Source organism: Paenibacillus sp. PAMC21692, assembly GCF_014303795.1.
GTDB lineage: Bacteria > Bacillota > Bacilli > Paenibacillales > Paenibacillaceae > Pristimantibacillus > Pristimantibacillus agaridevorans.
This window is the reverse complement of the sequence record NZ_CP060293.1, coordinates 1,259,110-1,282,087: the sequence shown is the minus strand read 5'-3', so window position 1 is coordinate 1,282,087 and position 22,978 is coordinate 1,259,110. Positions and strand designations below refer to the sequence as shown.

Sequence of the window (22,978 nt, the reverse complement as noted above, 5' to 3'; positions counted from 1 at the left end):
TTAAGAGTTTATCCTAATCGTGCATGTTCAAGAAGTACGGCTTTCAGCACAGTAGAGTATGCATCGAGTATCACATCGAGATCGATAGGAACCTTTGCGGCCTCTTATGGTAGATTCGAGGCTTGTTCGACCTTAGTCCCGGAGTAGTAATGAAGCAGAATATCCACGGCCGTACGGCCTTCCTTGGCCATCCCGTTCGCTCCCCACTGGCTCATGCCGACTCCGTGCCCGAAGCCGTAGGTTGTAAACGTAATGCCCTCCTTGCCAATCTTCCAACTGAATTGCGAGGATGCCAGTCCTAACCGCTCTCTCACTTCTCTTCCGGTAAAGGCCGTCCCGTTGACCGATATAGACTTGATTCGATTGCCCTCCGTTTTATCGACCAGTTTAATAGAGGGCTTGCCCTTCGCCTTCTTTCCTTTCATTCCCATCAGCTTATAGAATCGCGAGAGCTCGAATGTCTCCTCTTGCTCGTATCGGGGCGAGATCGACTTGTCCCATGGGCTGTCGACGCTGCGCAAGTAAGGGAGCGACATCGTCCAATACTCCTCGGAATTTTCCGTGTATCCGTTGCTGGTCGAGAAAAAGGCTGCCTGAATCGGTTCTCCCTCGTAGGTGACAACGAGTCCTTCCGTCTCGCGGACGGCCTGGGCAAGCTTCGCCAGATTTTCCGCCTCCGCCTCTCCCTCCCAACGCCTGCCGAGCTCCTTCTTCGATACGTACACTTGATGCTCCACCGTATCCGAGACATCCGCCCCCCGGCTCGCCAGCTCATTGTCGCCCGAGGCCAGTCTGCGAACGATATAGGTCCTTGCCGCGATCGCTTGCGCCTTCAGCGCCTCGAGCTCGAAGTCGATCGGCATCTCCCCCGCCAGCACACCCATTACGTAGGTCTCGATCGGCACCTTCTCTACCGTGCCCGTACCGGTCAGATAGACTCGGACGGTTACTCCCTCAAGCGCGCCCTTAACGGCAGGCTCGGCTTGCTTCGGAGACTTGCCAACCGAGGTGACGTCTTCCGGAGCTTGCTGAGATGTTTCCGGCGGGCTCACATCGCCGGTTGCTCCTTTAGACACCATACCCGGCGAACCGGCTTCCCTATCAGTTGGCTGCTTACCCCGATCCTCCGACTCGACGACAGGTACAGCCCCAGCGTGAGTGCCGGGCTTCTCAGCCATATCCGAAGCCGCGGCGTCCTTTCGGATATCGTCGGATGCATCGACCGCTTGTCCGAGTTTCCCGTTTCCGACCGGATCCGCGAACGACATGAAGGCCGGCTGCTTGTCGTCCGCGAATCCGCCTCGCGCTTCCGTCATTGCCTGCATGTCCGCTTTGCCTTCCGCGCTCTCCTCCGTCAGAAACCATCTCATTCCGAAAACGACACAGCCCAGCGCGACTCCTACCCCGAAGACAGACCACCATTGCTTGTTGACCGGAATAAAAATGGCCTTTGACCTGCCAAACCATCCTGTTGCTCTTATGCTACCCTACGCTCCTTCCCTGACAGGCTGCGCAGCCCTCTTTCATTCAGCGCGGATGAGAGGGATCCTCTATCCTCTTAACCGCCTGTACTACATTCTATGAGCCTGATTAGTAGGGTAGAAGAACAAAATCATGATTGGAAGTTTCGAATGCACGAGCTTGCAGATATTTAGACTGCATCGGCGCGTGTACGGCACCGATCCGGCTCCGTGAGAAAAACTCCTAGCGGAGCACTTCGGGAATCATTGCCAGGATATCTTCCGCCTGCAGAGAGACGGCATATACGCGGACATCGCGAATCGCGCCGCCAAAGGCGGCTTTTCCTTCGGAGTCTCCGAACGCGTCCTGGCCAAATCGACCCCCGTAACCTCCCGGATGTTCGTGAGCGCGCACCATGACAAACGAAGCTTTCGCTTCCGCAACCATCGCTCCTCCGGCATATAATCGCAATTGCCCTTCTTCGAACACCAGGGCAACATGCTGCCATTGACCGACTGACAGCGCCCCCGCTTCTCCGGCCGCTATCAGTTGGCCGCCATGCGAACGAACGACGCCCTCCAGACGCCCGTCGCGCAACCGCAGCGCAAGGCCGTTCTCCGTATCTCCTTCGTCATACAGCACTTGAGTCCCTTGCAGGGAATCGGGACGGATCTGCAGAGCTACCGTCCTTAACGTAAATTCATCGTGCTGGAAGCCGGACGAACCCCATGTCGACACCCTCACCGGAGCATACGTCGTCGTCGGATAACGCGCTTGCAGCGCATACCGCTCCAGCAGGAGCCGCAGCTCGCCCTCCGATATCGGGAATACGGTCGCGTGCCTGGCTCGATACGGAATCCGCGTCTTGCTCTCCTCCAGCTCTTCCGACCATCTAATCATATCCGTCGACTCCATCATGCCAAATTTTCCATATGCCCAGTAGTCGTACAACAGCAGCCACTTCCCCTCGCGCTCGATCCATAGAAACTCCGGCGCCTCCGTATAGTCGGGCGTTCGGAATCCGGGAACCGGTTCGTAAGGACCCTCCAGCCGGTCGGCAGCCGCCAGGAAGTTCATAGGGGCATGCGGGAAGCGCGCCGGCTCGTACACATGACTCTCATCCTTGACCGCCATGTAAAAACGGCCTCCATGTTCGGCGATGCTCGCATCGATCGTCTGGAAGCCCGGATCAAAAAACAATTCTGCCGGGGAGAACGTCATCCAATCCCTGGTGCGGGCCGCATAATGTTTGCTGTTGCTTAAATCCTTACCCGTGCTTGACGCCCAGTACACCAGATATTCGCCCGTAGCGGCATCGCAACTGAATTCCGGAGCCCAGGAGTTGACCGTATCGGGGACATTCCGCATCAGCGGCAGCACCCGTTCGTCCGTCCAATGGATCAAATCATCCGAGACCGCGTAGCCGATCGAAGGCCCCTTGGGACGGATCGTATACACCATATGCCATTTCCCGTCGGCTCCGCGCCCGATGAAGGGATCTCGCAATATCCCTTCGCCCACCGAGGCGGCCCATACCGGCTTGTTCCCGTTCAGCTCATACCAGCGCCTTCCATCCCGGCTGTAGGCATAGTGCAGCTGTTCGACCTTATGCGTCTGCCCCGGTCCCGAGCGAAAATACCCCATTAGATACGCTTGTTGTTCTGCTTGTTGTTCAACATGGTTTTCCTTCATAACGGCATTCTCCCATCTTTAGCGAATCAGGACACCCCGGGCCGGGGCGTCCTGATGGTCTGCTTGTTAATTTTTGCGCAGCGTATTCGAATGGTGATAGCTTGATCCGTTGCTATTCTCGGCGGTGATTCTGTAATAGTAGGTCACGCCGGAGACAGCAGTCGTATCGGTGTAGGACGTTCCCGTGATGCCGGATTGCAGAACCGCAAAGTTCGTATGCGGCTGCGTGCTTCGGTATACGGTATAGCTGTCCGCATTGACGCGATAGATTCGCGTCCAGTTGTAGTTGACTTGCTCGTTCAAGGTATACAGGCCGAACTTGCCGCTGGAGAAGGTACTGTCCGTCGCGGTCAGGATCGGGCCCAGATGATTGACGGAGCCTTCGATCGTGCTGCCTTGCACGCGAATATGCATAAGCAGCTTGGATGTATCCAGGGCGGGGGCATTCAGTTGGGCCCGGGTTTTGCTGGCCAGGACGGTTTCCACCCCTCCTGCTACTTTCACGATTTTGAAGCGATCCTCATTGACGTTATAAACGAACTTGTAGTAGTTGGCATTGTCCACGTAACGCGCGACTACGCCGTATGCATAAGCCGTCTTGCCGGAGGCCGCCGCCGCTTGCTCAAGCATAGCCTCTCCTTCGTAGTTGCAGGTCGCGCTTGTGCTGAATATCGTCAGCCCCGCGCCCGATAGAGGCGACTGATAGAAGCTTGCGCCCCGTCCGCTATCGGCAACAACCGGCCAGCTACCTTGCTGCGCTGTCCAACTGTCGGCGACTCCGTCCTCGAAGTATTCCCGATAGGTCTCGGTCCGCGTAGGACTCCAGCTCATGCTGATCGATGCGGACGATTCGCCCGTAATGACCGCGTCATGGGGTGCGAGCGGCCGCCATCCCGCCACCGCAGCCGTCATCTCGGAGGAAGCGCCGCTCTCTCCCCTGCCGTTATAGGCCGTTACGACAAAGTAATAAATCGTGCCCGGCGTCAGTCCGGTGATTAGCTGGCCGAGATTATTGCCGACATCGATCGTATTCGGATACGTTCCGGGAGTCGTCCCGTATTTGAGCTTGTAGCCCGTCGCCCCCGGAACGCTCTGCCACTCCACGGCGAGATTGCCGTAAGTCTCCGCATAGGCGCGTCTGGCCATCGGCGCCGAAGGCGGCGACAACAAGACGGAGGTTTCATTGGAGGCGGCGCTTTCGCCCGTTGCGTTATAAGCCGTTACGACAAAATAATATTGGGCGTTATTGGACAAGCCGGTAATCGTGCGGCTTAGCACGTTGCCGACATCGATCGTAGTCGAATAACTGCCGCCGGACGTGCCGTACTTCACCTTGTAGCCCGTTGCGTTCAAGCTTTGCTGCCACTTCAGGGTTACGCTCCCGTTCCCCGCTTCCGTGTTCATAAGCACAGGCGGTCTTGGCGTATCCGGGCCTCCGCCGCGGGACCACTCCACACGCATGACGCTGTATGGAGGGACAGAGACGGGATTGCCCGTCACCGCCTCCCGCACCGTCACAACCTCGGGCGCGATCGCGCTGTTCGTCGCGAGCGGATCGGATGAGGCCGTGTAGGTTTTGGTCATGGCCGCCGTGACCGCGCTTCCGTCAAGCTTGATTTGCACCGCATGCTCGCTGGCGGACTTGTTCGTAATGACAACGTAATTGTTGCCATTGTCTCCGCGGAACGCTTGGGCGAACAAGGCAGGCATCGTGCCGCCCGTCCGGCTGACGGTATCGCCGCCCGTCACGGAAGTTCCCCAGACCGTCGTTCCTTGATTGACGGCTCCGTCGATGACCCGCAGCGAAGCTGCCGGCGTGCTGTAATAAGGAGCGAAATCCAGCGTGGTTGCATCTACGGCATTGCCATCCTGGAACGCGTCCTCCAGCACGGAACCATGGCCCTCGGAAGGCGTGAATACGCCGTTGGTGAACCGATATCCGGCCAAATAAGAGATATGCTCATTCGTAATGAGCCGCAGCACCGATTCGCTCACATAGATGCCGCCATATTGGGTGTTGTCCAGAAGACCTCCCAGCTTGACGCCGTGTTCGCCAATAAAGATTTCGGGATTGTTCAGATTGCCGGCATAATGATTGTCGATCAACGAGTTCCAGCTGTTCAAATACCCGTTCGCGTCGCTCATGGCAGCGCCCACGTTCGCCCCGTCGCCAACAAACCGATGCGTCGTAACCGCATCCCAGTAAGGGGTGGGATAGTCGAACACGTCCTCGTCGAAATTCGCCACTTGGTGGTTGCTCATCGAGATAATGGTTTTGGCGCCGGGATAAGCCGACTTGATAACGTCGTTGAACACCTTGGCGCGATTTAGATAATCCGTTCCCGATTTGAACGCCGGCTGCTGATTGCCGCTTCCGGACACGTAGAACGAAATTTCGTTGCCTAATTCGAAGTAAACGACCGGAACATGATTGTCGTACAAATATTTGGCCAGGTCGCGGGCCTGCTCCGGATTCTGTTGCAGCACATTGATCATAATGACCGCTTTGGCGCCTGTCCGCTGCAGAAATTCCACATAATCGGAAATGCGCTCCCCGCCCTTGGCGATCTGATAACGTTTGGAGTAAAGCTGATTATAATAACGCCGCGGCTCCTTCTGCGCTTGGCCCGTGTACTCGGAATCCGTCATGCCGAGCTTCCACGAGAAGCTGTTGGTGGGAGTTCCGCCCGGCCACCTGACGAAGCCGATTCGTCCGTATTCGTGGGCGGCGTCTATAAAATCGGGATCATTCATGACGATTGCGGTGCGCTCCGGTTCATTGTTGAAGCCCCGAAAGTCGGGGTTATACGTCGTGACAACGCTGGTGTCGATATCAATGACGGCGGATACAGGATCCGCATGCGCCGTCCGAGGGGTTGTGCCGCTCATCAAGAAAGCCATTGCATATACGAACATGATTGTCCATAAGCCCGTTTTCTTCATCGAACATGTCCTCCCCGACATTCGTTATTGACGTTCCGAATAGATCGCGTTCACTTCCGTCGTCAGTTGCTCTCCTCCGCCTCCAAGCCAGTCGCTCACGGCCTTGTCGATATCCTCGAGAGGGGCTTCGCCCGTAATGACTTTAACCATCGTGGACATCCACTTCGTGTTCAAGGTCGCGAAATTCACTTTCTTGTGCGCTTCCGTCTCTACCGCGAGCCCCAGCCCATGGTTCGGCCAATCGTACAGGTCATTGTTGTCGAGCCACTGCGTCACTTTTGCCGCATACTCCTGATCGCTGTATTTGTGGAGCTGAATGCCCTTGTCCGCGCGACGGAAGAAGTTGATGGACAGCAGATTGCCCGCGAACTTGGTGTCGGGAATCTTCTCGTATTTGCCGTCCGCATTTTGTTTGTAATCCACGCCTTCTACGCCATGCTTGATGAGATCGTACCCTTCATCGGACAGCATGTAGTCCAGAAGCTTCAATATTCGCTGCTGCTTCTTCTCGTCGCTCTTGGCGTTGATGACCACTTTGTTCTGCCCCATGCCATCCGTCTGCAACGCGCGGATGCCGGTCGGCCCTGCCGGCGGATGCAGCTGCACCAGCTTGGCTTCCGGGGCGTTTTTTTTCACGTTGGGCTCATCAAGACGAAGCACTTCGTTCGCATTGACGCGCTGAATGCCCACCTGCCCGTTCCAAAGCTTGTTTCTTGCGTCGGCCGGCTTCATTACCAGGAAATTGGGATCGAGCACTCCCTCCTCATGCGCTTTGCGCAGAAAGCCGATGAATGCCTTAAGCTCTTCCGTCTGCGCCTGCATCGCCACCAGCTTGCCGTCCTTCAGCGTCCATTCGTTGCCGAGCCCGAAAGCGCCCTGCAAGTATTCCGCGTTCTCGAACTTTCCGCTGTCGTTCACGATAATGGAGAAGCCGGTCGTATCCTTTTTGTTGTTGCCGTCGGGATCGTCGTTCACGAATGCTTTGGCCACCTCGTAAAACTCGTCTACCGTAGTCGGCATCTCCAGCTCAAGCTTGTCCAGCCAATCCTGACGAATCGACAGGGAGAAGAGATGCGGGATGCTGTAGTACGGCAAGCCATAATAATGGTCGTTGTCGTTCAGCTCCTGCCAAGCCTCCTCCGGAAGATGCGCAGTCAGATTCGGGTACCCGTCGAGCAAAGGCTTGACATCCAGGAACACCCCTTTATCTCTCCATTGCATATAATCCTGCGCCGTAATGCGGTAAGCATCCGGCAAGCTGTTGGAGGCCGCCAATACGCTTATCTTGTCGTTGTAGCTCGCCCCGGGAATCCATTGCAGATCCAGCTTGATATTCAGCTTCTCGTTTAATTGCTTCACGAGCTCGGAGTCGTTGGCGGGACCAATCTCCGCATATTGCGGAAGCATGAGCGAAATATTCATCGTTTCGCTGCCGTCGTCAACGTTCGCTTTTGCCGCGCTCTCCGTCGGGCTCGGCTCCGTTCCCTGGCTCGGGCTCGGGACGGCATTGCCGCCGGCGTTATTGGACGAGCACGCGGATAATGTGCCGACCGCAAGCGCCGCCGCCATAACCAGCTTGAGCTTCTTCATCGTCAGTTCCCCTTTTCTGTATCCAAATAAATGATGATCCTCGCAATTGAACCGGGCGGCATGGCCAGCTCGGCCAGTCCGTCCGCTCCTTCTTCTATTGCCGCGGCGCTCAAGCGGTATCCATTGGCCGCATACCAATCTTCCTGCCGCAGGAACGGGTCGTCGGCGTGCTGCAACGTGGCAATCCACTTGGCATCGCCCACCTTCCAGTCGCCCTCCATCCGCAGTGTCCGGGAAGCCGTCAAGTCGCGATTAACCGCGAACACGACAATCTCGCCGGCCGTATCCGATACGACAGCCGCGGCGTCGATATACGGGATATTGTCCATCGGCCTGATTCTCACCCAGGTGGACGGCATATCGAACCCGTCCGCTTCCACCTCCAGCTCCAGATGCCGCCAGCCCGTATCGACGCGCAGGAAGGGTTCCGCATACAGGCGGGAAGTGTCGTTGCCGGGGTTAACCGGCCGCATATCGACGGGATAAGCCCGGTCGTACAAGGCATTGTCGCGTTGATAGGCAAATCGGACGGCGTCCCCCTGGCGGATGAACGCATTAAGCATGGACGCGACGTAACAGGCATGCGCCATCGTTTCGTATTCGGCCTTCGGCCAATCCGGATCCGTCTCCGGCTCCAGATTCCATTCGCCAATCTCCAGGGCAATCGGATGGAAGCCATACGACTCCGCCATTCCCTTCAGCTCGCGAATCAACGACTCGTACTGGGTCGGATACGATACCAGTACCTGATTGTAGAAGACGGCGTCCGCGTCGTTGTCGCGCAGCCATTGCTGCCGCAATCCGCGATCACGGATGCCCCTCGTGTATTGATGAATGTCCAGTCCGTCCACATAATCGGGCCCGGCGATCTCGAACAGTCGCTTATTCCATAGCGGCGGCTGCCCCGGTATTTCCGAATAATCCACATACATGGGATCCTCGCCGGCGATTATGACGGTAATATCGGGATCGGCTTGCTTCATCAGCTTGTAGTACGTCTGAATGCGATTGGCGAAATCAATGGAGTCCGTATAACCGAATTGATAGTCGCCGTAACTCTCGTTCCCCACCTGCCACAGCTTGACTCCCCATGGTTCGGGATAGCCGTGCTCCGCCCGAAGCTTGCCCATGGGCGTGTCCGCGCCTCCGTTGACGTATTCCACCCACTCCGCGGCAAGCTCGGGCGGGAGATCCCGGCTGAAGCCCACGTTTAGGAAGGGCTCCACGTCGGCCAGCCGACAGAATCGAAGAAATTCGTTCGTGCCGAAGTAGTTCGGCTCGAGACCACCCCAGTTCAGATTATCCCGAACGGGACGCTGCCGCCACGGTCCGATGCCGTCCTTCCAGTTGTACTCGTTCGCGTAATTGCCGCCCCAACGAATCGACGTCACATGATATCGCTTCAGCAATTCGATCGTGGCGGGATTAAATACGCCTTCAATCGCATCGCCGGATGCAAGCATCACCCAATCGAGATCGACATCGCCCGCGCCGTCCGATTCGGCGGTCAGGCTGAAGCGGTATTCGCCGAACGGCGAGTCGGCATACCGGTAAGGGCTTCCTTGCCGCAGGACGATGTCCGCCTCATACTTCGTCCACTCCTCGCCGAGCTTTACGACGCTTTCCCCCATAAGGACGCCGCCTTTGTCTTCCAAGGCGATGTGCAGCCGCGTTTGCGGACTTGAAGCTCTCGCATACAAGGTCGCCCGGTAGGCCAGCGTACGTTCGTCGGGAAGCGTAATCCGCTGGACGATGCCTCGCCTGTCGCAAGGAGCCGATAGCTTTAATCGCTGGAATCGCTTCCACTCTTGCTTGCCGTGAACCCCGCCCTCGGGCTGCTCGTAGGCTTCCGCGCCGCCATTAACAGGCTCCCAAGGGTACGCGATTCCCGGCGTGACCGGCGTATCCCGGTACATAATTTCGGTGCGCATCGTCCATGGCAGGTTCGTGCCATCCTTCCTTCTCTTCGAATGCCAGCGTTCGAACGAGCCGTTGGCTATGCAGTCGTCAATGATTCCCGGATAGGTATCCCTTCCGTTCATCTCGAAGAACTTGCCGAATATCCGTTTATCCACTGTCCAACGGCTCATGCTGTCTTCCGCCCGTCTGATACGAACATGGGCATCCACGATGATCCCCTCCTCCTCATGCCGATATCGGCAGATCCTGATCTTGCTGATTCAAGTATGCCATGCCTCCGGGGAGCATTTCGTTACACAGAAACTCGAATTCTTATCCAATTTCATGGGATCTAATTCGAGTGGTTGCGCAGCCGCGCTTCCAGCACATAGACCGCATGCGGATGCAATTCGGCCTCCCACCGGGACTGCCGCAATCGGGTCCGGCGTACCTTCTCCCCTAGTCTATGGGGCTCCTCAATCGTATTGCGCGCTTCATAGTCGGCATCGGAGATCTCCCGAACAACGGCGTCCCCTTCCAGCGGCCATCGTGACAGGTCGCAAGTCACGCTCACCTCGTCAAGCGATCGGTTTACTATAAACAAGGTAAGAACATCGGCATTATCGGATATAGTGACGACGACATCCAGCTTACCGAGACGATCGAGCGCAATGGAAAGCTGCGACGGTCCGGCATCGAAGGTGTCGCAGACCACTTCGGAATCAACAAGCCGATAATTGTTGCGATTGGCGTATAATTTCAGCACATGGTACGTCGCCGTTCCGAATGCGATCTCGCCTTGCCCGCTCCAGCCAGGCTTTTTCATCCGTTCGTATGCGTCGCCGACCCGTATGCAGCCGCCGACCCAGCCGTTAACCAAATCGGAGAAGTTGGCGATTCTCACCAGATGGCTCTGACGCATCATCTCGTTCAGCATGCAAGCATTGGCGACAGCCGCCTCCAGCGTATGCGCGTTCGTCAGGTCCGAATTGGGGAAATACATCGTATTCCATTCGGTCACCGCCAGCTTGATATGCCTCAGCTCCGCGTTCCCTGCAAGCAGCGCCTCAACCTCCCCAAACACGAATCGCGTTACCTCCGGATAAGCAACCATTGCCTTAAAGCGCTCGGGTCCCGGCGTATTCGCGTCAATCGGGAAGAAGTTCCGCCCCGGGTATAGATGAAGCGTAAGGTAATCCATCTCCGTGCCGGCAAGCTCCAGCACCTTCCGATTCCAGCCGGGGGCAAGCGAATCTCTCGCCGTTCCGCAGCCCAGCAGCACGATGTCCGGATCGACGGCTTTCATCTCTGCCGCAAATTGCAGGTACTGCCCGGCATATTGCTCCGGCGTGCATACGCCCGCCTGCCAGGGCCCGTACATTTCGTTGCCGATCTCCCAGTACCGGACGCCATAAGGCTCCGGGTACCCGTTTGCGGCTCTGAGCGCTCCCATGGCGGTATCCACGCCCCCGTTGCAATATTCGACCCATGCGGCCGCCTCTTCCGCCGTCCCGGTCCCCATGTTGACGCACAGCTGCGGCTCGACCCCGAGCTGCTTGCATAAGGCAACGAATTCGTCCGTTCCGAAATACTTGTGCACATGGCCGGCGTCGTCCCATGCCTCATTGATGTAATTGGCTCTAAGATCCGTCGGCCCGACGAAGTCGTCCCAATGGTACAAACTGATGTAGTTGCCGCCCAGCCGCATGATCCCGCTGTTCAGCTCTCTCGTCATCTCGAATACATCCTGCTTCAGCAGCGCCGTATGCCGGTCCGGGAGCAAGGAGATATGATCGAACCAGACCTGGCCCGTCGATACCGAATCCTCCCATTCTCCATGCGGAGCAGGGATCGCCCATACTTGCAATTCGGCTTCCACGCAGCTTCTCGACGCATGGATGCCGCATTCGAGCACCGTCCATCGATGACTGCGGAGCTCCAGCTCCGCCTGGCCGAGCTGCTCCCCGCTTCGCCGATCGATTAGCCGCGCCTGCAGCCTGCGAATTTCCCGCGTGGCTCTGGCGATGAGGCGCAGCCTGTATCCTCCGTCTTCCCGAAGCTCGATCGCCTGGCCGATTCCGGCCGCGCCGCGATCCTTATTGAATATTCTAATCTTCTGGCTGTGTCCGCCATGCCCCTTGGCCGCCGGCTCCAACGCATACCGGTTATGCTTCCCGAAGCCGAGCGGATACCAGCAGCCCGACACGCCGTCCCCGTTCCGGTCTTCCTCTTCGAAATCCATATTGCGAAGGGGGTACGCCAGCATGGCCGTCATATGATCGTCGATATCTTCTATGAAATGTCCGAACAGGTACGGACTGACCGTGTGCTCCGACTGTCTGTCGCCCACGATGATCCTTGCGCGATTGTCGTGTTCCATCCTTCATTCTCCTCCCTGTTCCTCTTGCCCGTTGCTCCGCTTGCCCCTATGGAGAACGGACCTTCACTTTACTTTACTTTACTTTACTTCACTTTACGTCCCGCTCCACCCTTCCGGCGGTCCATTCGGCTGCATCGGCACCCGGATCGATACGACCGTGCCCCTGCCTTCGAACGAAGTGAGCGTCAATCCATATCGGGGGCCATACTGCAGCACAAGCCGGGCATGGACATTGGCGATGCCCAGCGACGGACTCCCCATCAAGGTTTCGTCCGTCTGGGCGGCCATACTCGACAAGCGGCCCCGAAGCTCCTCCAGCCTGTCCGGGGCAATGCCGTCCCCATTGTCCGCCACCTCTATGATGAGATCCTCCGACTCGTTATACGCGCTCACGATGATCGTCCCGTTGCCTTGTCTGGGTTCGATCGCATACTTCACGGCATTTTCGACAAGCGGCTGGAGGGAGCATTTGACGATGCCCGCTTCCATATATTTTTCGTTTACGTAGAATCGGCTCTGAAAATGTTTCGGAAACCGGATTTTCACGATATCCAGGTACTTCCTCGCATGCTCCAGTTCTTCGCGAAGCGGGACAAACGGCTCTTTGATCGAAGCCGTATAGCGGTAATAGTCGCCGAGATTTTTGGCAATGACCTGTATCCGCTCGTTTTTCTCGACATAAGCAAGGCTATTGATAATTTCAAGCGTGTTGTACAACAGATGCGGATTGATCTGATTCTGCAAAGCGCGGATCATCGCTTCCTTCTGTCCGAGCAAGATGTTCATCTCGTTGACCTTCATGCGGCTTACCGTCTCGATCAGACTATGCAGCCTGCTCGTCATCCGGTTGTAGCTGTGGCTCAGCAGCTGAATTTCGTCCCGACCAGGCACGACATCCGCCCTGACGTCCAGATTGCCCTGCTCCACCTGCTCCATGAGCTTCTTCAATTGGCGGAGCGGCCGCGTGAATCGCTGGGCGATGATCGGTACCGTAATCAGGACGATCACAACCAGAATCAATACGGATGCCATAACGGCGTTCCGGGCTACCTTGACGCCGCTTGCCATCTCCTCGAACGGAACCATGGCGACAAGCTTCCAATCGGCCAGCTCCGAGTCGTTGCTGGATATTAACATCTCGGTCCCCTGGATAGTCTGCACGTCGGAGGGATGATCCAGCTTCAGCTCGGCCAGGCTTGTCTCGCCGATGGGCTGTCCGAGCAGGCCAGGCTCGGGATGGTAGACGATCGTTCCATCCCGGGCCACGATAAAAAAGTACCCCTTGCCCGCAAGCGTGGAGCGCACCAGCGTCTTCTCGAGCTCGCCAATCCGAAGATTGAGAACGAGCCTTCCGGCAAGCTTCATCGTATCCGTCGAGAAAATGGGCAGCACCAGAGAGATGACGTTTCTTCCCGTCTGCTCGGATCGATGGGTGGGGAGAACCTGCAGGTTTTCCCCCAGCTCCGTCTTAAACCACATCTCGTTCTTGTAGACGTCCCCGGCCCTGTTCAGGCTTTGCAGATTCGAGACGGCTCGGCCGTCCGCGGCTACCAGGAACATGCTGTCGATCTCGTCGTAATTCAGCGCCACGTAGTTGTTTAATACATCCTGCAGATCCGCCAGACGGGAGAGAGAGGTCGGACCGGAGCTCGCCAGCCAGCTCTGAATTATGCCGACATGCTCCGACGAACGCGTAATGTCGTTGCGATTGGGAAGCGGACCGGCCACCATCGACGATACCGATATTTTCAACTGCATGAAATATTGATCGATCTGACGATTAAGCCGGTACGACGCGTCGTCCGCGAACTGGAAAAAATCCTGTTTTGCCGCCTTCGTATAAAAATATTGGGAAAACGCCCCCGTTAACGCGATAGAGGACAGGATAGCGGACAACAACACAACAATCAGCTTTAACTTGATGGAGTATCGGCTGACCCACTGTCCCCACCTCATAGGCCGAGACTCTTCCGATATTCGTTGGGCGTCATGGACAGCTGCTGCTTAAACACCCGGTTGAAATAAGGAAGAGACACGAACCCGACGGATTCGGCGACCTCGTATATTTTCAAGTCGGGGTTCCTCAACAGCTCCATCGCCTTGTCCATGCGCAACTGATTGAAGTAATTCACGAAGCTTCTGCCCGTATGCTGCTTAAATAGAACGCCGAAATAAGAGGCGCTTAAGTTGGAATATTCGGCAATCTGGCTCAGCGCGATCTCCTCATGCAGATGCCGCTCCATATAATCGCAAGCCCGCGCGATAACCAGCTTCATATTGTTGCCCGCGAATAGCGAATATTGTTTGATCCACTCATGCAGCAATCCGTGAACATACATGCGAAATTGTTGCCTTCCCGCCCCTGGCTGCATCTCGGCTTCCCGGAACGCGGGATAGATGGCCTTGACGCAATCGGCCAGCTTCCCCGCCAGAATGTTGCAATAGCTGATCATTGCGCCCTGATCCCCGGACCTCGATCCGAAGATCGCGTCAATAATCCGGTCGACTCGCTCGAACAATTGAACGGAATGGTATTCGGGCATACGGTCTACGAATGCCTGCATATCCAGCAGCAGCTGATTAGGTTCGGCGAAGGACTCCAGCCGGCTCAACGATCGCTTGATGGAAGCATGCAGCTCCTGTTCCGAGATCGGCTTCAGCAAATATTCGGATACGTGGAGACGAATCGCATGCTGCGCGTATGGGAAATTGTCATGGCCGCTGACGATGATCGACACGATGGGCAGCTTTTGCTCGCGGATGCGATGGATCAGCTCCAGTCCGTCGGCATCCGGCAGTTGAATGTCGGTAATAAGCAGCGTCGGCCACAGCTCCTGCACAAGCCGCCATCCCTCTTCGCAGCTTGCGGCTTCGCCCGTTACTTTGAAGCCGTCCATCTGCTGCACCATCTCTACGATCGCGTCACGGATCAACGGCTCATCCTCGACGACAAGCACCTGATACATTTACCATCACTCCTGTAACCGAAGGCTTCCGAAGAAGCGTATTTCCTCCACCATACTGTAAAGGCTGCCCGTTTGAAAAGGTTATCCTTTGACCGAACCCATCATCATGCCTTTGCTGAAGTGCTTCTGCATGAACGGGTACACGACAAGCAAGGGCAGGGCAGCCATCAAAATAACGGCATGTCGGACCGCCGCCGTATACGTATAGCCCTCATCCGTGACGGCAAGACCCAGCTCTGACGGATTGACGATCAGCACTTGGCGCAGAAATACCTGGAGCGGATAGCTGTTCATGTCGTTCAAATAAAGCACCGCCTGAAAATACATGTTCCAGTTCACGACGGTATAGAACAACGTAAACGTCACGATCGTCGGCATCGAAACCGGCAATATAATTCGTGTCAAAATGCCTAGTTCGCTGCTGCCGTCGATGCGGGCCGACTCCTTGAGCTCCTTGGGCAGCGTCTGGAAGTAACTGCGTATAATAATCATATTAAACGGAGCAATGGCGTTAACCAGCCAGATGGACCAGTACGAGTCGATGAGGCCCAGTTCGTTAACGACCAGATACGTCGGAATCATCCCGCCGTGGAACAGCATCGTGAACAATACCATGAAGTTGACGACGGTTCTGCCCTTGACCTCGGGCTGAGCGAGACCGTACGCCATGAGCACCGTCAGGACCATGTTTATCGTTGTGCCGACGACCGTAATGATGACCGCATTTTTAAAGGATTGCGTGAATTGGTCGTTGTCGAGCAAAAACCGATAAGCATCCAGCGTCCATTCTTGCGGCCAGAGCACGGCGCCTTTCATCAGCAGCTCCTTGTCGGAAGCGAAGGAGCTCATCACGGTAAGCGCGAACGGGAATACGACGATAAGCGCCAATACGACGGCAATGACAACGATGATGGTCTGAACGAGACCGTCGCGCGATTTTCCGGTAGCAAGCATCGTTTCAGTACACCCCCTCTTCGCCCAGCTTGCGCGCCAGCCGGTTGGCCCCGAGCACAAGGATCAGCCCTACGATGGATTTGAACATCCCGACGACCGCGGAATAGCTGTAATCGCGTTGCAATATGCCCGTCCGGTAGACGAACGTATCGAACACGTCCGACACATGGAAGTTAAGCGGATTCTGCAGCAGGAAGATATGCTCGAAGCCGATTTCCATGAAATTGCCCAGCCGCAGGATAAACATAATGACAATCACGTAACGGATGCCGGGCAGCGTAATATGCCAGATTTGCCTGAGCCGTCCCGCCCCGTCCACTTTGGCCGCTTCGTACAAGGAAGTGTCGATGGAGGACAAGGCCGCCAGATAGAGGATCGAGCCCCAGCCCATCCCTTGCCATATATTTTGCAGCAGCCACATCGGCTTCAGCCCATCCGACTTCGCGAACGGTTCGATCGAGCCAAGTCCCGCGGACTCCAGCCATTGGTTGATTAGACCGTTCTGCGAGGCGAACAGGGTCATGGTGAGAGACACGATCACCACCCAGGAGATAAAATGCGGCGCATACATAATCGTCTGCACGGCATTGCGAACCGATTTGATCCGCACTTCGTTCAGCAGAAGCGCAAGGTAAATCGGCGCCGGGAAAAAGAACAAAATATCCAGACTCGCAAACATAAACGTATTGCCGAGCAGCAAAGCGAAATCCTGTTCCATAAACAATCGTTTGAAGTTGTCCAAACCGACCCATGTGCTTCGCAGGAAACCTGCAAAGGGATCGTATTGCTGGAACGAAATAAGCAGACCGAACATCGGAACGTACTTGAAAATAATGAAATACATCAGCCCCGGCAATATCATGAAGTAGAAGGGAAGATGGGCCAGCTTCCATCTCTTCCTGGCGGGGCGGCCGGCCAGGCCGGCGGTTAGTTCGTTTCTCATACCTACCTCCATATCGAGCCGCGTTTATCTTCATTATAAAGAGCGCATCCGTCCGTTTCGTTCTCCTGATCGTCTATTTCTTATCCGATTTCACTGCGTTGTCATTCTTGCGAGCTGTCAAGCGTCACTGTAACCCGAATTTTTCGGGCAGCAGTTCCCCCAAGTCTCTCTAGGCCTAGTATGGTTGAGCTATGCTTTTAATCTCAAACCAAAGAGGCAACGATCGTCGCCCGGAGAGCGAACCGTTGCCTGTCAGGTTTGAGATAATAGCGATGAAGCCGCGTGTGATCTTGCCTTCCAATAGTGGCTGCGGGACCGTTAATCGCGCTTCAACGCCTGCACCGGCTGGAAGTGGGAGTTCCGTAGCGAAAATGAGCCGAACAACAAATGGACGCAAAACAAACAGGAGACTCCTTGACCGCCCAGGAGCCTAATCGGCTCAGGACTGTAAAGTCGTCTCCCGTTATAAGAATGATGCGCGCAAATGTTATGCCCAGGTCGGCTGCACCTTTAGCACAACCGCTTCCTTGTCGCGCTTGAACGCGACGACCGGTTCGCTGGATGCGGCAACCGCTGCAGCCTTCGCCGCTGCGACTTGCGGACTCGGCTGTGCGGCTTCGGCATGCTGCTGGATCTGTACCGATGTGCTTGCCAGCACCGGCTCATCGTCCAGCGCGACACGGCGAATGTCTGCGCCGAGCGCAGCCAGCTTGCCCGTAATGTCAACATAACCACGATCCACGTGATGCAATCCGGTTACTTCCGTCTCTCCGTCGGCGCGAAGCGCCGCGCAGATTAAAGCAGCTCCCGCGCGAAGATCCGTGGCCGTCACCTTTGCTCCGGAGAGCGGCACGCCTCCGGTTACGATGGCCGAGCGGCCGTCCACCTTAATGCTTGCATTCATCTTTTGGAACTCTTCGACATGCATGAACCGATTCTCGAAGACCGTCTCCGTGACGACGCTCGTGCCTTCGGACACAAGCAGCAGAGCCATCATCTGGGACTGCATATCTGTCGGGAAGCCCGGATGCGGCAGCGTCTTGACGTCCACGCCCTTAAGCGACTGAGGTCCTTTTACATGAATGCCGTTGTCGCTCTCCACAATCTCGACGCCCATCTCTTGCAGCTTCGAGATGACCGGCATCAAGTGATCGGCGATGGCTCCTTCGACGAACACGTCGCCGCCCGTAATGGCGGACGCGATCATGTAGGTGCCCGCTTCGACGCGATCCGGAATCACATTATGTCTTGCACCCGCCAGGCGCTCAACACCCTCGATTCGGATCATGCCGGTGCCTGCGCCGCGCACTTTGCCGCCCATGGCGTTAATATAATTGGCGAGGTCCACGATTTCCGGTTCCTTCGCCGCGTTTTCGATCGTAGTCGTGCCGTTCGCCAGCGCGGCGGCCATCATAATGTTTTCGGTGGCGCCTACGCTTGCAACGTCCAGATAAATCTTGGCGCCCTTTAGGCGATCCTTAACGCTTGCCTCGATAAAGCCGTGGCCTAACGTAATCTCGGCGCCCATCGCCTCGAATCCCTTTAAATGCTGATCGATCGGACGAGTGCCGATGGCACAGCCGCCGGGAAGCGAGATGCGCACCTTGCCGATGCGGGCCAATAGCGGACCCATAACCAGGAAGGAAGCGCGCATTTTTCGGATGAGCTCGTAAGGAGCTTCGCAAGAATGAATAATCGGTGCGGAGATCCGCATCGTCTCGTTATTATAAGTAAGCTGAGCGCCCAATGAAGCAAGCACGCTCTGGATCGTCATAACGTCGTCGAGGAGGGGCACGTCACAGATGACGCTGTCTCCTTCCGTCGCCAATAATGAGGCAGCAAGAATGGGGAGCACTGCATTTTTGGCGCCGCTGACGCGGACCGTTCCCGATAAGCGCTGGCCTCCGCGGACGATAATTTTGGTCATCTTGTGTCCCTCCGCGAATTGCAATTTCTGTTTCAAATAGCTTTTGAACCTGTCGTTTTTTGGCAGTCCTCGAGCATTCACTAAACTTCATCATAACATCTGGCAACAATAATCGACAAGAACATTTTTTTCCCAAATTATTCTGGAAAGATTCGTTTGCCCCGCCGCTCCGCGATTTACAGCCTGGGCTGCAATTGCCAATTCGGGAGCGTCTAGAATGGTTATCGACAATTGCCGTCAAGATGTGAAGCTATGTATTACCCATTGTTGACATGTTTCGCGCATGTTATTCGACAAAACCTCGAAGCATGACACTGTAACCCCAATACTGCAATATAAAGCCGGCAAACAGATGGCCGATGCCGACCGCAAGCACCACCTGCAGCATTCTGGCCTTGGGCCGGCGGGGGTATTGGAAGAAGGTCTCCCACTTTACCTCCTGCAGCAGCATCCAGACGAAGAAAATACTGAGCAGCTCCACTACGATCGAAAATAACCCCGTCATTCCCGTTGTGTTCCATATCTCGGACATCTTGGCCAACCGTCCTCCTCATCCGTCATATCCCCTAAGGGCAGACACGGCATTATACATATCGGTACAGCAACGTCGCGAATGCGGCGCGGCTTGCCGTGTCGTTCGGCTTGAACAGATTCGCTTCCACGCCGCTAAGCTTGCCGTCCTGCTTCATGGCGCTCAGCATGGGAGTGTACCAATCATACAACGCGACATCATTGAACGGTCTCGTCGTCTGTATTCTCGGTTTTAAACCCTCGGCGTTGCCGATAATGATGGCCATCTCCGCTCGCGTAATCGGCTCATCCGGCTTGAAGGTACCGTCCGGATATCCTTTCACCCAGCCTTTGGCGACGGCCTTTGCAATGGAATCTTGGGCCCAGTGCGATCCAACATCCTTGAACATTCCCGTAGACGGCGCCGCAACAAGCGGCTTATAGGCTTTGATGATCATCGTCACGGCTTCCGCCCGGGTTACGGAACGGTCCGGCTCGAATCGGTAAGGCGCCGAGCCGTTTACGATACCTTTGCCCTTTAAGCTGACGATGGCATCCTTCGCCCAGTGGCCGGATATATCCCGGAAGCCTGCGACAAGCTCATCTATGCTTAGCTTTACACGGTAATAATTGTTCTGAAACACGCGGTCCGCCGTAATTTTGACGTAATAGACGCCTGCCTCCAGCACCTGGTCCTTCGTTTTCAAGTTGCCAGCCGCATCAGTCGTCCCCGATCCTGACAGCTTCATGCGCTTGTCGAAGATCTCCAGCTTCAGCGTGGCGCCCTGCGGCACGCCTGTCACGGTCAGTCCTGCTGCGCTGTCGCTGCTCAGCCGGAATTGGAACCAGTCCGTATCGCCGGACTTATCGATTACCCCTACGTATTCGGTGCCCGATTTCATTAACAAAGCCTCGTAGGACTTGTCGTTCGGCTCGCCCGGGTCAACCAGCGCCGGCTGGAAATCCATGGTCAACGAATATGTACCTGCGACTGGACTTGCATCCAGAGAGATCGCATTGTGAACACGAATATAATATTTGCCCGCGGTGACGGATATGACTGGCGTTTGTTCGGAAGCGCCTTCTCCATGGTCGTCGTAGATGATTAACGTCTGGCCTTCCCGTTGCACGGAGATGCCGGGATCGATCCTTGCGGTATTCGTGCTCAGGGACAGCTTGAGCTGGCCGTTCTGCTTGAAATCGACAACGTACCAATCCCTGTCCGCCTGCTTGTGAAAATTGCCGCTCACCGTCTGCGAACGCGGCTGCAGCGCGTAGGCGTCCCCTATACGGTCATTGGGTTCGTAAGCATCCTCGCGAATGGCGAAAGAGGTCGTTAAAGCATACGACAGCGCCTGAGTCTGGGCAGGATTGCTGAATTGCACCTTGATTCGTCCCGACCCTTTGTTTACGGCGAATTCAATCGATTTACCGGCAAGCTTTGTATCTTCCTCGCGCACGAGCTTTCCGCCCTCGTAATAACCAAAGCGGACCGTAGGCGTCGGGCTGCCAGCCGCAACGCGTCCCTCGTACCCGATCGTCAGCTTACCGTCATAAGGAATATCGACCATGTACCAATCCTCGTCCTTGGCAGACGACAGCTCGGCGTTCAGATTCGCTCGCAGGGGCAGCGTCGATGCCGTCCCGCTGGAATTGTTCGGCTCGTGCGCATCCTTGGACAACGTGCCAAGAACGGCGCGATCCGCTTGCAGCAGACCGTAGCCCGACGTCGAATCGAAGCCCGCCGGCCCCATGTCTCTCGCCGTCTGACGAAGCAGTTCTCTTACTTGATACGGTTTAAAAGAAGGGTTTCGCTCCATGACGAGAGCAGCAACGGCCGCCGCCTGAGGCGCCGCCATCGACGTGCCCTCTTCCTTTTTGTACCCGCCTCCGACGGCCGTCGTGTACACATGCCACGGAGCCATAATATCCAGCTCGTAGCCGGGATTGGAGCGCGCGTCGGCCGTGCGGTCGGCGCGCGCTCCGCCCACGGCAAGCACGGTCGGATAAGCAGCGGGGTATTTCACCGCCGCCTTGGAGCCTAGGGATAGACCGTCGTTGCCCGCGGCAGCGACCAGCAGCACCCCTTGTTTCTCGGCTTGATTGACGATGTCCTGCATATATGGCGACTCGCGGTGCAGGCCAACGGACAGCACAACGATCTTGGCGCCGTTCTTCATGGCATACAAGATAGCCTCACCCAGATCCTCCTCCGTGCCGTCGCCCCATTGGTCAAGCGCCTTAATTGGCATAAGTTTGGCATTCCACATCACGCCGGCCACGCCAACTCCATTATTGCCCGCTGCGGCAAGCACGCCCGCCACGCTGGTGCCATGACCGTTGTCATCCTCCGGCGGCTTGCCCCGTTCTACGAGATTGACGCCGGTCACCAGATTATCCTTCAGATCGGGATGGTCAAGATCCACGCCGGTATCGACCAGCGCGATCGTAATGCCGGTATTGCCGTTCACCGTCTTCCACGCCTCGGCGGCGCCAATCAAACCCAGATGCGTCTGCTTCGCTAGCTCCGGATCGTTCGCCTTCACGGCTTGCTGCTTCGCAGCGGCCAGTCCCGCTTCCGGCGCCCCGGTCGGAGAGTCTGCGGCTGGAGACTGGCTCGGCGCATCGGATGGCAAAGCCGTTGGATCCTCCTGCTCGCTCTGGGTGTCGGATGGCGATGATGCGGGATCAGTCTGCATGTTGTCAGGATCGGCAGATGGATTCGATGGTGACGTTGCGCGATTGATCGGCTCGCTCTTGGCATCCAACGATCCGGACTTGCTTGACGGAGCAATCTGTACGTCGTCAAGGTCGGCAGATGGATTCGATGGCGACGTTGCGCGATTGAACGGCTCGCTCTTGGCATCCAACGATCCGGACTTGCTTGACGGAGCAATCTGTACGTCGTCAAGGCCGGCAGATGGATTCAATGGCGAGGCTTTGGACACTGCTGCCAATCCGTACTTCGAATCACGAGTACCTGCGTCGCCAAATCTGACCGACACAGCTTCGCCCTCTGTGCCGGCCGCATTGGCGGCCCCGCTGTCTGCCCCGGCGCCGGAGAGCACGTGCACCATGCCATTAGGGTGCACATAGGCGACCCCGGGCTCGCCGCGCAGACGGCGCAGCCAGGTCTCTACGTCCTCGCCGCTGTCGTCGGCGGGACGCACCACTTCCACCGCCGCGTCCGGCTGGCGGCGGAGCACCTCTGTCCCGCGCAGCTCATGCGCCTGCGCGGGGTCGGTCCAGCGGAGCAGCCAGCTCTGCGGCTGCTCCGTAGAGGCTGCGCCTGCCGCATGCGCGGCGGCAGGCGCTTCGCTGCCGGGAGCGAGCGACAGGGCGGGGACTGGGCCGGCGACGGCCAGCCCCCCGAGAGCGACGCTCCCGAGCAGCAGGGCGAGCAGCGCGCGGCGCAAGCCGCCTCGCGCTGCGAGAGCAAGACGATGAGCGCCTCCCGTTGGGGTGAGGCGCTCGAGGCGCGGCTGCGCGGCGTCCGATTGTGATTGTCTATGTGGGAACCAATTGCGTATTGTAATCATTAAAATTCTGCCTTTTTACGTATTTAAGAGATTGTTCAAAAAGTCCAACCTTCTAGGCACTGAAAAACCAGGCTTTTTGAACACGCACTTTAAGTAGTCATTCGACTCCTCCATACGTAACCCCTTCTTTTAGTAGCACCAAAAAAGGAAACAGCCGAAAAGACCTACATTGCC

At 56.6% G+C, this 22,978-nt stretch carries 13 protein-coding genes; all 13 read right to left on the bottom strand.

Going from position 1 to position 22,978, the window contains the following annotated elements; translation table 11 throughout:
- Positions 1-104: 104 nt before the first annotated feature.
- Positions 105-1,370, bottom strand: a complete 1,266-nt coding sequence (spoIID, locus tag H7F31_RS05160; RefSeq protein WP_261800310.1) for a stage II sporulation protein D — start codon at positions 1,368-1,370, stop codon at positions 105-107.
- Positions 1,371-1,704: 334 nt separating this feature from the next.
- Positions 1,705-3,153: a LamG-like jellyroll fold domain-containing protein gene (locus tag H7F31_RS05155; RefSeq protein ID WP_187103299.1), complete on the bottom strand. Its 1,449-nt coding sequence runs from the start codon at positions 3,151-3,153 to the stop codon at positions 1,705-1,707.
- A gap of 66 nt (positions 3,154-3,219) precedes the next feature.
- Positions 3,220-6,096, bottom strand: coding sequence for a fibronectin type III domain-containing protein (locus H7F31_RS05150; RefSeq protein ID WP_187103298.1), 2,877 nt, complete (start codon positions 6,094-6,096; stop codon positions 3,220-3,222).
- Positions 6,097-6,120: 24 nt separating this feature from the next.
- Complete coding sequence (locus tag H7F31_RS05145) at positions 6,121-7,686, bottom strand: extracellular solute-binding protein (RefSeq protein ID WP_187103297.1); 1,566 nt, start codon at positions 7,684-7,686, stop codon at positions 6,121-6,123.
- 2 nt (positions 7,687-7,688) lie between these two features.
- On the bottom strand, positions 7,689-9,815 hold the full coding sequence (locus tag H7F31_RS05140) for a hypothetical protein (protein ID WP_187103296.1): 2,127 nt from the start codon (positions 9,813-9,815) through the stop codon (positions 7,689-7,691).
- 122 nt (positions 9,816-9,937) lie between these two features.
- Entirely contained in the window at positions 9,938-11,965 is a 2,028-nt protein-coding gene (locus tag H7F31_RS05135) for an alpha-L-arabinofuranosidase C-terminal domain-containing protein (protein ID WP_187103295.1), read from the bottom strand.
- 93 nt (positions 11,966-12,058) lie between these two features.
- The gene (locus tag H7F31_RS05130; protein WP_187103294.1) at positions 12,059-13,921 is read right to left on the bottom strand and encodes a cache domain-containing sensor histidine kinase; all 1,863 of its coding nucleotides are present in this window, start codon (positions 13,919-13,921) and stop codon (positions 12,059-12,061) included.
- Positions 13,918-14,931, bottom strand: a complete 1,014-nt coding sequence (locus H7F31_RS05125) for a response regulator (RefSeq protein WP_187103293.1) — start codon at positions 14,929-14,931, stop codon at positions 13,918-13,920. Before H7F31_RS05125 ends, H7F31_RS05130 begins: the two co-directional genes overlap by 4 nt.
- 81 nt (positions 14,932-15,012) lie before the next feature.
- Positions 15,013-15,885 carry a carbohydrate ABC transporter permease gene (locus tag H7F31_RS05120; protein ID WP_187103292.1) on the bottom strand — a complete coding sequence of 291 codons (873 nt, stop codon included), beginning with the start codon at positions 15,883-15,885 and terminating at the stop codon, positions 15,013-15,015.
- Positions 15,886-15,889: 4 nt separating this feature from the next.
- A complete protein-coding gene (locus H7F31_RS05115) occupies positions 15,890-16,828 on the bottom strand; it encodes an ABC transporter permease (protein WP_187103291.1) in 939 nt (312 codons plus the stop codon).
- 487 nt (positions 16,829-17,315) lie between these two features.
- Positions 17,316-18,755, bottom strand: coding sequence for a UDP-N-acetylglucosamine 1-carboxyvinyltransferase (murA, locus tag H7F31_RS05110; protein WP_187103290.1), 1,440 nt, complete (start codon positions 18,753-18,755; stop codon positions 17,316-17,318).
- Positions 18,756-19,041: 286 nt separating this feature from the next.
- Positions 19,042-19,287 (bottom strand): DUF1146 domain-containing protein, encoded by a 246-nt coding sequence (locus H7F31_RS05105; RefSeq protein WP_108994785.1) that lies wholly within the window; start codon positions 19,285-19,287, stop codon positions 19,042-19,044.
- Positions 19,288-19,339: 52 nt separating this feature from the next.
- Positions 19,340-22,804, bottom strand: coding sequence for a S8 family peptidase (locus H7F31_RS05100; protein ID WP_187103289.1), 3,465 nt, complete (start codon positions 22,802-22,804; stop codon positions 19,340-19,342).
- Positions 22,805-22,978: the final 174 nt, after the last annotated feature.